The 291-nt window shown below is 67.7% G+C and carries 1 pseudogene; it reads left to right on the top strand.

Annotated features, from left to right (window positions below):
- Window positions 1-291 (top strand): annotated as a pseudogene (locus EN818_RS33195) (BA14K family protein); the annotation flags it as partial.

The raw sequence follows: 291 nt of genomic DNA, 5'->3' as shown, positions 1-291 counted from the left end.
CGGCCCGATCCTGCAGCCCGATCTTTCGACCGCGACCAATGCGACCGCGCCGCAAATCATCCCGGTCCGTGACGAATGGGCCGGCGGCAACAACAGCTCGCCGCAGATGTATGACTGGCGCTGGCGGCGCGGCGGCGAGTGGCGCGGCCGCGACTCCAGATGGCGCGGCGATAACTTCCGCAGCCGCCATTTCTCCCGCAACTGGGATGGCGGCGATGGCGACTGGCGCTGGCGGCATCATCGCCATCATCGGCATTTCAGTGATAGCGACGCGGCCATTCTGGGCCTCGG

Origin of the sequence: Mesorhizobium sp. M3A.F.Ca.ET.175.01.1.1, assembly GCF_004791945.1 — a bacterium.
In the GTDB taxonomy this organism is placed as follows: Bacteria; Pseudomonadota; Alphaproteobacteria; order Rhizobiales; family Rhizobiaceae; genus Mesorhizobium.
Note: the sequence above shows the minus strand (reverse complement) of the source record. Positions and strands in the feature narration are given on the sequence as shown.